Origin of the sequence: Amycolatopsis rifamycinica (genome assembly GCF_000695625.1) — a bacterium.
Classification (GTDB): domain Bacteria; phylum Actinomycetota; class Actinomycetes; order Mycobacteriales; family Pseudonocardiaceae; genus Amycolatopsis; species Amycolatopsis rifamycinica.
Genome location: NZ_JMQI01000031.1, coordinates 36316 through 46101, shown reverse-complemented (window position 1 = coordinate 46101; position 9786 = coordinate 36316). Strand labels below are relative to the sequence as shown.

At 73.2% G+C, this 9786-nt stretch carries 10 protein-coding genes; 7 read left to right on the top strand and 3 right to left on the bottom strand.

Features of this window, described 5'->3' with window-relative positions; genetic code table 11:
• The first annotated feature begins 502 nt into the window (after nucleotides 1–502).
• From DV20_RS17165 to DV20_RS17135, 7 genes are all read left to right on the top strand, one after another.
• Nucleotides 503–1345 (top strand): ESX secretion-associated protein EspG, encoded by an 843-nt coding sequence (locus DV20_RS17165; protein ID WP_043781398.1) that lies wholly within the window; start codon nucleotides 503–505, stop codon nucleotides 1343–1345.
• Nucleotides 1346–1364: 19 nt separating this feature from the next.
• The gene (locus tag DV20_RS17160) at nucleotides 1365–1841 is read left to right on the top strand and encodes a hypothetical protein (protein WP_043781395.1); all 477 of its coding nucleotides are present in this window, start codon (nucleotides 1365–1367) and stop codon (nucleotides 1839–1841) included.
• An 8-nt stretch (nucleotides 1842–1849) separates the two neighbouring features.
• On the top strand, nucleotides 1850–3868 hold the full coding sequence (locus DV20_RS17155; RefSeq protein ID WP_043781392.1) for a hypothetical protein: 2019 nt from the start codon (nucleotides 1850–1852) through the stop codon (nucleotides 3866–3868).
• Between the two features lie 5 nt (nucleotides 3869–3873).
• Nucleotides 3874–4218 (top strand): type VII secretion target, encoded by a 345-nt coding sequence (locus tag DV20_RS17150; protein WP_043781400.1) that lies wholly within the window; start codon nucleotides 3874–3876, stop codon nucleotides 4216–4218.
• Nucleotides 4215–4760, top strand: a complete 546-nt coding sequence (locus tag DV20_RS17145; protein ID WP_043781390.1) for a YbaB/EbfC family nucleoid-associated protein — start codon at nucleotides 4215–4217, stop codon at nucleotides 4758–4760. The genes DV20_RS17150 and DV20_RS17145 overlap by 4 nt, the downstream gene beginning before the upstream one ends.
• Nucleotides 4761–4880: 120 nt before the next feature.
• Complete coding sequence (locus DV20_RS17140; RefSeq protein WP_043781386.1) at nucleotides 4881–5435, top strand: GNAT family N-acetyltransferase; 555 nt, start codon at nucleotides 4881–4883, stop codon at nucleotides 5433–5435.
• Nucleotides 5432–6739, top strand: coding sequence for an MFS transporter (locus tag DV20_RS17135; protein WP_043781383.1), 1308 nt, complete (start codon nucleotides 5432–5434; stop codon nucleotides 6737–6739). Before DV20_RS17140 ends, DV20_RS17135 begins: the two co-directional genes overlap by 4 nt.
• On the opposite strand, the gene DV20_RS17130 is transcribed toward DV20_RS17135, so the two are convergent.
• The 3 genes from DV20_RS17130 to DV20_RS17120 form a co-directional block, all read right to left on the bottom strand.
• Nucleotides 6697–7917 carry an SGNH/GDSL hydrolase family protein gene (locus DV20_RS17130; RefSeq protein ID WP_043781380.1) on the bottom strand — a complete coding sequence of 407 codons (1221 nt, stop codon included), beginning with the start codon at nucleotides 7915–7917 and terminating at the stop codon, nucleotides 6697–6699. The two genes, DV20_RS17135 and DV20_RS17130, sit on opposite strands and share 43 nt — an antisense overlap.
• A 313-nt stretch (nucleotides 7918–8230) precedes the next feature.
• Nucleotides 8231–8497, bottom strand: coding sequence for a hypothetical protein (locus DV20_RS17125; protein WP_043781377.1), 267 nt, complete (start codon nucleotides 8495–8497; stop codon nucleotides 8231–8233).
• Nucleotides 8498–8598: 101 nt separating this feature from the next.
• The gene (locus DV20_RS17120) at nucleotides 8599–9783 is read right to left on the bottom strand and encodes a 4-hydroxybenzoate 3-monooxygenase (RefSeq protein WP_043781374.1); all 1185 of its coding nucleotides are present in this window, start codon (nucleotides 9781–9783) and stop codon (nucleotides 8599–8601) included.
• Nucleotides 9784–9786 lie beyond the last annotated feature (3 nt).

Genomic DNA, 9786 nt, shown 5'->3' with positions numbered 1-9786 from the left:
AGTCAGCGCAGCCGGCCCCGGCCCAGCCCAGCCGGCCCAGCCCGGCTCAGTCCGACCCGGCAGCCGGCCGAGCCCACCCAACCCAGCTCAGCTGGCCAGCCGCCCCGGCCCAGCCCAGCCCAGCCGGCCAGCCGCCCCGGCCCAGCCCAGCCGGCCCGGTCCAGCCCAGCCCCGTCCCGCTCAGCCCCGTCCCGCTCAGCCAGACCCGGCAGTCGGCCCCGCGCCGCCCGACCACCCCCCGGGGCCCTGCCGGATTCGCCGCAATTGAAACCGCCGTAAACCCCGCCCCGTTGTTACCCAAAACACCCACCCACGCCGACCAACCGAGCACCATCCCCGGCGCCACTCCATCGGGTGATCCTGGCTCTTTGCCCGGCCGATCCAGGGGATCGTGGTCTTTCGGGCATCCGGGTGGCGGTGCCGACGCCCCTCCCGGTCGCACTGCTAATGTTCATCAGAGAACTTGCTTGAAGGTTTGACGAAAAGGATCCGGCGAGGGGTAATGGCGGAGCGGTTCGAGTTCGTCCTCGAGGTCTTCGAAGCGCTCGTCGTCGGGCGGGCTACCGGGGGCGATGTCCGGCGGTATCCGCTCCGGGCCGGGAATCTGCCCAGCGATCCCGTGCGGTTCGTGCGTGTGGCGCGGCAGGTCTATGACGCTCTCGAGGAACGGCGGTTGTCCGTCTCCGGTGAGCTGCACCCCGGGGTCCGGACCGCCTTCGGGCTGCTCGCCGAGCCTCGGATCTCGGTCGCCGTCAGCGGGATCGATGGGCTGGGGGCCGATGTGGCCGTTCTCGTCGTCAGTGATGGGGCTCAGGCGCTCGGGGTCACGCAGGCTCCGGACACCGATGAACTGCTGTTCTCGCTGTTCGCCGACGAAGACCTCGTCGAGGTCGTCACCGGGGTGCTTCCGCCGGCGCCCGCCGCCACCACCGGGCGGCACGTCGTGCACCGGGCCGCCGGGCGGGAGGTTTCCGCCATGACCGCGAAGCGGATCGCGGAGGCCGAGTTCGACGAAGAAGAGACCGATGCCTTCGGGATGATCGAGGTCAAGGCCGTCGTGCGGCCCGGGCGGCGGTCGCCGGCTCCGAAGCCCTCCGATGTCGCCGTGCTCGAACGGGTGCTGGCCGAACCTCGGCTGGGGGGTGGGCACATCGCCGTCAGTGCGCAGGGACGGCGGGGGGAGCGGGTCGCCAGCGAGCCGCTGAGCTGGCTCGACACCGCCGATGGGCGGTACCTCGTGCACACCCGGACCGGCGACGCCGGCGAACTGACCGCGGAATACGTGCCCGCCGGGCGCGCCGACCTCGCGCGCGCCATCCGCGACGCGATCGCGGCTGTCTACTGATCGGGGAGGAGCAGTCCTGATGACGACGGAAGAGACCGCCGCCGTGGCGGCCCAGGCCATCCAGGCCACCATGCAGATGCAGACCGCGGCGACCCCCGAGGTCAAGGCAATGGCCGCGGTGCGGGTCGGCCTCGCCGGGGCGCAGCTGAAGCGGCTCGCCCAGACCGGTGGCTTCGCGGTGGACGACACCACCGGGAACCAGCTCATCGAGGCGCTCGAAGGCGTGCTCGAGTCCCTCGAGGCCCGGTGGGCCACGCTGCAGCGGCTGCAGGACGCGCCCGCGATGAGCCGGACCGCCACCGGCCAGTGGGTCTCCGCGCACATGGTCAGCACCGCCGCCGACGACGCCGGCCTGCTCACGCAGCTGCAGGCCGCGCGGCAGGAGTTCCCGACCTACATCGAGGCCATCAAGCTGGCGAAGAAGAACTACAAGTCCCGGGAAGAGGAGACGCGCGCGACGCTGACCTCGCTCCCGACCGCCGCCGACCACAGCTGAGGGAGACCGTGGCACCCACCGCCCAGTCCGTGTCGGACCCCTCGTCCCCGGACTACAACCCGCGCAGCCCCCTCTACGACGTCACCGCCGACTCGTCGTCGAAGTACTACGTCGGGCCGCTGACCACGGACAAGTCGCCGTCCGGCGACCAGATCCGGGAGATGGCCACCCAGCAGGTCGACGACGAGATCCGGCGCGGCTGGCTCGGCCCGGTCGTCGACCCGGTGCTGCGCGACCGGAAGATCCAGGACCTCTACGAACACCACCTCGCCAACGCCAAGCACGGCCTCGACGAGGGCCTCGCCATGCGCGAGACCGGCGGGGCGCCGCGCACGCTGTGGGACAACGCCAGCCACGAGCAGATGAACGAAGCCATCACGCAGGACGCCAACTCGGCGACCGTCGCGGAGACTTCGGAAGAGTGGGTGCGCGTCGGCAACGACCTGGGAACGCACCAGAAGTCCCTCGCCAGTGCGATCAACGCCAGCACCGCCAACTGGGAGGGCGACGCCGGTGACGCCGTGCGCGAGCACCTCGCCGGCGTCGGCAAGTGGCTCGGCGCGACCGCGCAGGGCGCGACGCTCGCCGGGCGGCAGCAGGAGATCCACTCGCAGGCCTTGAACGAGACCCAGCGGCAGATGGCCGCGAACCCGCCGGTGCAGTTCGACCTGCAGGCGACCAACCAGCGCCTGATGTCGATGACCGACCCGGTGCAGTACGCGGCGGCCGCGGGCGAGGCCATGCAGACCTACCGGGCGCAGCAGGCCGCGCGGGAGCACGCCGCGCAGATCATGACGCAGTACGACGAGACCATCGGCGGCGCCGTCGCCACGCCGCGGTTCCCGGCTCCGCCGAAGCTGCCGACGGCGACGGCGACCCGGCAGAACGCGGTCGCGAACGGCGGAGCCGGGGCGGGCGGCGCGCAGCCGCTGCTGGCGCGGAGCCCGCTGGAGCCCGCGGCCACCGGCACCCGGGCCGACGTGAACGCGGCCGCACTGGGCGGCGTGGGCGCGGGCGGCGGCGCCGGGGTGGCGGGCGGCGCCGGCGGCGCGGCCGGCGGGGGCGCGGGCATGCCCGGCATCCCCGGCGACGGCTCTGGCGGCTCAGGCGGCTCCGGCTTCTCGGGCAGCGGCATCCCGGGGGCGGGTGGGTCCGACTTCTCCGGCGGCGGTGGTTCCGGTTTCTCCGGCGCCGGTATCCCCGGTGGCGCGGGCAGCGGGGCGGGCGGTGCCGGTGGCGCCGGCTTCACGCCGCCGAACTTCGACGTCCCCGACACGCCCGCCGGCGGCAACTTCAGCGGCGCCGGCATCCCCGGCTCGTCGCTGCCGCACTTCGACGACTCGACGTCGTCGTCCGGCTTCTCGCCCTCGGGCATCCCGGCTTCCGGCGGCACCGGCGGCAGCGGGTTCACCCCGCCGTCGATCCCGAACATCCCGGACGTCTCCGGCGGGGGCGGCGGCAGCGTCCGCGGGGGTAGCCCGATCCCCGGGTTCACCCCGCCCGGCATCGACCCGATCACCGGGCTGCCCACCGGCACCGGCGGGCTCAACACCCCCGGCGGCGGCAAGTTGCCGACCATCGGGCGCGGCGGCGGCATCAACGGCGAAAGCATCGCCAGCCGGCTGGGCGGCCTGAACGGCGGCGGCGGGGCCGGCGGCGGCTCCCTCGGCGGGATCGGCGGCTCGGGGGTCGGCGGCTCGGGGACCGGTGGGGCCGGTGCCGGCGGGGCCGGTGGCGCGGGCGTGCGCGGCGCGGGCAACCTCAGCGGTGGTGCCGCGTCCGGCGCGGCCGCGGAAGCCGAAGCGGCGGCGGCGCGCAACGCGATGTCGGGCCGCGGTTCGGCCGGTGCCGCGGGCGCCCCGGGCATGGGCGGCATGGGTGCCGGTGCCCGCGGCGGCAAGGGCGACAACGACAAGGAACACAAGGCCGCCGACTACCTCGAGAGCGACGACCCGAACTTCTTCGCCGGCGAGCAGGCGGTCGCGCCGCCGGTGATCGGCGACTGGAAGAACCAGGATTGGAAGTGACGGCCATGACGGCCCCCGGCTTCGAGGTCGAACCGGACGACCTGATCGCGCACGCGAGTCACGTCGAGAGCCTGGTGGACCGGCTCGGCACGGCGAGCTCCGCGGCCGACACGGCGATGTCGGACCACGCCTACGGGCTGCTGTGCGCCTTCCTCCCGCCGATCATCCGGCCGACGAACGAGCAGGCGAAGGACGCGCTGACGGCGTCGGCGGAAGGGGTGCGCGGACTGGCGGACAACGTGCGGTCGGCCGCGCAGTCCTACCGGGAAGGCGAAGAAGGCAACGCGCAGCCGTTCGAGCGTCAGCTCACGGCGGCGCCGCGCGCGGCGGAAGCGAAGGTGCGGTCATGACGGGTCCCCAGGGGCTCGGAGGCCTGATGCGGGACCCCGACGAGACGATCCGTCGGATGGACGACTGGGCGGCCGGGTTCGCGGCGAAGGCGGAGCGCTACCAGGCGGCCCAGGAGCAGACCGAACGGCTGCGGCTGACCGCGACCAGCTCCGACGGCGCGGTCAGCGTGACCGTGGGCGCGGACGGCACCGTCACCGACCTGACGTTCTCGAACAAGGTCAAGTCGTTCCCCCTCGAAGAGCTGTCGCGGCAGATCTTGACGACGATGCGCCGGGCGCAGTCCGGCATCGCCGACCGCGTCGCCGGCGTGATGGCCGAGCAGCTCGGCGACGAGGACCCGGAGACCCGCGGCGCGCTGCTCGACTCCCTGCGCGGCCGGTTCCCCGACCCGGACGAACCGGACGAGCAGCCGCCGGTCGCACCCGGCCCGGTGCCGCCGGCCCCGCCGGGCGGCGCGGCCGTCCCGCCCGCTCCCGGCACCCCGCCGTCGCCGCCGCGGCGGTCCGCCCCGGCCGACGACGAGGACAACAATCCCTGGTGAAGCCGGGATCGACACCGTGCGCGAGGTGACCGCGGCGGGGCCGGACGTGGTCACCGTCTACGCCTGAGCGGTCCTTTCGGGGTCTCGACAGCGGGCGCCCGGGCGGGCGACACTGGGCCGATGACCGGCCTGATCACCGGTAGCCGTGTCCGGCTGCGGCCTGCCGCCGCCCCCGACGCCGCCCGGTTCGAGGAGATCCTGTCGCACCCCGAAGTCGCCCGCTGGTGGGCCGACGCCGAGGAGCCGGTGGCCGCCCAGGTGTCCTATCTGCTGGACCCCGACGAAGGCACCACGACCTACGCCATCGAGTACGACGACGTGGGGAACACCGCCGTCATCGGCATCGAACTCGCCTTCGAGGAGGCGGATCCGCAGTACCGCCACGCCGGCATCGACATCGCGGTGCACCCGGACTTCCAGGGCCACGGCCTCGGTTCGGACGCCATCCGCACGCTGGCCGAGCACCTGTTCACGGTGCGCGGGCACCACCGGCTGGTGATCGACCCCGCGGCCGGCAACGAAGCGGCGATCCGGCTCTACTCCTCGCTCGGCTTCCGGCCGGTGGGCACGATGCGGTCCTACGAGCGCGGTCCGGACGGCAGCTGGCACGACGGGCTGCTGATGGACCTGCTCGTGGACGACCTGGTCCCGGCCGCCGCACTGGCAGGCTCATGAGCAGCCGCGCGGTCGCGGCCCGGCCCTTGCGGCGGGTCGCCGTGGCGAGCGCGGTGGGGACCACCATCGAGTGGTACGACTACTTCATCTACAGCACGGCGACGGCGCTGGTGTTCAACAAAGTGTTCTTCACGTCGCTGTCGCCCGCGTCCGGGACCCTCGCCGCCTTCGCGACGCTGGGGGTCGGGTTCCTGGCCCGCCCGGTCGGCGGGATCCTCTGGGGCCACTTCGGCGACCGCGTCGGCCGCAAGGCGATGCTGGTGCTGTCCCTGCTGCTGATGGGCTTCGCCACCGTCGGCGTCGGGCTGCTGCCGACGTACTCCGCGATCGGCGTCTGGGCGCCGATCCTGCTGCTGGTCCTGCGGTTGCTGCAGGGACTGAGCGCGGGCGGCGAATGGGGCGGGGCCGCGCTGATGGCGGTCGAGCACGCGCCCGAGGACCGCCGCGGCCGGTACGGCGCGTTCTCGCAGATCGGCGTCCCGGCCGGGCTGATCCTGGCGCAGCTGATGTTCTTCGTCCTCGGCCGCTCGATGACCGACGCGCAGTTCGCGTCGTGGGGCTGGCGGGTGCCGTTCCTGGCGAGCATCGTCCTCGTCGGCGTCGGCCTGGTGATCCGGCTGCGGATCGAGGAAAGCCCGGTGTTCGCGCGGTTGCGGGACGAGGAGGAGCGCAGCAGCCGTCCGATGGTCGAAGTGCTGCGCGAGCGGCCGCGGGCGTTGCTGGTGGCGTCCGGGAGCTTCGTCGCCAACACCGCGATCGGGTACATCTTCCTGGCCTACCTGCTCTCCTACGGCACTTCCGTTCTCAAGATCAACCGCACCACGCTGCTGGTCGTGGTGATCGTCGGCAGCGTGACGTGGCTCGTGAGCATCCTCGCCTCGGCCGCGTGGTCGGACCGTGCCGGCCGCAAACCGGTGTACCTGGCCGGATCGGTACTTCTGGTGCTCTGGCCGATCCCGTTCTTCCTGCTCGTCGACACGAAGGCCACGGGGTGGCTGCTCGTGGCGGTGATCGTGCTCAACATCGGCCTCGGCGCCACCTACGGGCCGCAGTCGGCGTTGTTCGCGGAACTGTTCGAGCCGCGCTACCGCTACAGCGGGGCCTCGTTCTCCTACGCCGTGGGTGCGGTGCTGGGCGGCGGCTTCGCGCCGTTGATCGCGACGGCGTTGCAGACCTCCACCGGCACTTCGCTCTCGGTGTCGCTCTACCTGGTCGCCGTGGCGCTGCTGAGCCTGGTCGCGGTGCTGTTCATCCCCCGCGGTCACAGCCGGTCGAGCCGGACGGCGGCGGCCATCCGCTCGTAACCGGCGTCGCCGGGGTGGAGGTGGTCGCCGGAGTCGTAGGCGGGAAGCATCCGGAGCGGGTCGGCCGGGTCGCGGACCGCGGCGTCGAAGTCGACGACGCCGTCGAAGACCCCGCCGGTGCGGATGAACGCGTTCACCGCCTGGCGGGTCGCTTCGAGGGTGTCGTCGTAGACCCGCCAGCCCTTGAACGGCGTGAGTGTGCCGCCGAGGACGCGGATGCCGCGGGCGTGCGCCTGCGCCACCAGCTGGCGGTACGCCGACGTGATCGCGGCCGGGTCGGTCTGGTGCGGGGTCTGCTGGATGTCGTTGATGCCCTCCAGCACGATCAGCGTCCGCACGCCGCCGACGCTCAGCACGTCGCGGTCGAAGCGGGAAAGCGCGTTCTGACCGGCGCCCGAGCCGGGCACGTCGAGCAGCAGCCGGTTGGCGCTGAGGCCGGCGTTGAGCACGCCGTAGCGGCCGTGCAGGCGGTCGGCGAGGTAGTCGGGCCAGCGGTGGTTGGCCCCGGGCGCGGAGCCGACGCCGTCGGTGATCGAGTCGCCGAGCGTCACGATCGAAGCCTCGGCACCGCCTTGGACGTCGACACCGGAGACGTAGTGCCACACCGACGTCTGCTCGGTGTACGGCGAACCGGACTCACTGGCGGCGAAGTCGCCGTCGCGGGTGAAGTACGACGTCTGCGCCGCGGCCGGGTGGTAGGTGACCGGCCCGGACTTCGCCGGCACGTAGGTGGTCACGAGCAGGTTCGCGTCGGCGGGGATCCGCAGGGGCACCGGATCGCTCAACGCCTCGGCGCCGGCGGGCACGACGACGCTCGGGGCGCCGCCGAAGGTCAGGGACCGCAGGGTCCCCGGCACGGCGTCCGGCCCGGTGCCCTGGATCGCGACGGTGACGTGCCCGAAGGTCAGGGGAGCGGCGCCGAAGGCGTTCGACAGGTGCACGCGGGCGCGGCCGCCGCCGGCGCTGGTGTGCACGACGTTGCGGATCGAGTAGCCCGGGTAGCCGTCCGGGGTGTCCGGGACGGCGGCCGCGGGCGCCGCGGCCCACGTGCCCACCCAGCCGCCCACGGCGTGCTGCGCGAGGACCGGGACAGCGCTTTCCGGGTTGGCGCTCCCGGAACTGGTCAGGAGGGCGAACCCCGTCAGGACGGCCGTGCCCACGGCCACGAAACGTCGCATGTCCCCACGGTCGCGCGCGCGTCCGCGCAGCGGCGACCGCTGATCAGGTGAGGCCACCGGACAAGATTCCGGGTCAGAGTTCCCTCCGGGAAAGGGGCGGGCCCGTCCGGGATTCTGGGGATGCCGGACGGGCCCGCGCGAGGTGGCCGTTGCCGCGACGGCCGCTCGCCGGGGTACCCGGTCCCGACCGGGCGGAGGCTGGCCCGGATCGTTGCGTCGTGGTGACCCCGGAGGGCGTGTGCGAGACGCCCTCACCCCAAGCACGGCTGCCGGTGCGGGGTGGTTCAGCGCGGTGCCCGGTTTTCTCGCCCGGTCAAGCGGCGGTGGCGGGAAAACCGGTCAGGGCGCGGTGCCCGGCGTCGGTCAGTTCGGCGGGCGCCCACTGGCCGGGGGCGACGAGCCGGGTGGCTTTGACCAGCCCGGCGCGGGCGAGGTCGTGGGCGGTGCTCTGGTCGCAGCACGGCAGCCCGTCCACGCGGAGGTCGGGTTCACAGCTGCAGCGGAGCTCGGCGCGCCCGTCGGCGATCGCCTTGAGCATGGCGATCGCGCGGCGGCTCAGCGCGTTCGGGTCGGTGGACATCGGTCTGGCCTTTCGGTGCGGCGGGGTTCCGGCGGCGAGGGCTGCAGCTCGTTACCCAGGGACACGCGGCGAACACAGGCCCGGTTCAGCCGATCCCGGAGCTAGAGGTCGGCGTTCTTGCCGATGTAGAGCTCCGCGAACGCCGCCGCGGCCGCGGGCGAACCGAGCAGGCGGCGCATCCGGGCCTCCGCGACGCGCGCGGCGAACGGGTTTTCGCCCGCGGCCGCGGTGTGGTGGAAGATGTCCGACAGCCACAGCGAAAACTCCTGGTACTGCCACACCAGCGGCAGGCACGCGGCCGAGTAGCCGGCCAGTGGCGCCGGGTCGCCCGCGTAGTACGCCTGCAGCGCGTCGGTGAGCAGGAACGCGTCGTGCAGGGCGAGGTTCATGCCCTTCGCCGCGATCGGCGCGACCAGGTGCGCCGCTTCGCCCGCGAGGTGCAGCCGGCCGTGCGACATCGGCTCCACGACGTAGTTGTGCATGTCGAGGATTCGCTTTTCGAACAGCTTTCCTTCGATGATGGCGCCGCCGGGCACGGTGAGCCGCGTGTGCAGTTCCTGCCACACGCGCTCGTCCGGCCAGTCCGCCTCGGTCTCGCCCGGTGCGGTCTGCAGGTAGAACCGCGTCACCGTGGGCGTGCGGGCCATGTGCGCGGCGAACCCGCGCGGGTGGATGCCGAACAGCACGCCGTCGGCGGACGGCGGTGCCTCGGCGAGCAGGGCCAGCCAGCCGATTCCGTAGTCGTGGTGGGCTTTCACGGTCGACTCCGCCGGGAAGTACCCCTGGCAGACCCCGCGGGCGCCGTCGCAGCCGGCGATGAAGCCGCAGTCGATCCGGTGCTCCTCGCCGCCGGCCCGGAACGTGACGGCGGGGGCGTCCGACGTCAGGTCGTGCAGCTCGACGTCGGACACCTCGAAGACCGCCTCGCCGCCGGCGCCGGTGTACTGCGCGACCAGGTCGGTCACCAGAAGCTGTTGCGGGTACACGAAATGCCGCTGCCCGGTGACGTCGCCGTAGCGGAACACGTGCCGCTGCCCGGCGAACCGGAACTCGAACTTCCCGTGCCGCGGCGCTTTCGCGACGAGCTGCTCGCCGAGGCCGCGCTGTTCGAGCCCGCGCACGGCCCACTCCTCGATGAACCCGGCCCGCGGCCGCTGTTCGATGAACGCCCGGCTCTGCGCCTCCAGCAGCACGCAGCCGATTCCCGCACGCCGCAACAGGTTCGCCACCGTGAGTCCGGCCGGGCCCGCCCCCACCACGGCCACCGCCGTGCGCCTCGACACCATGCG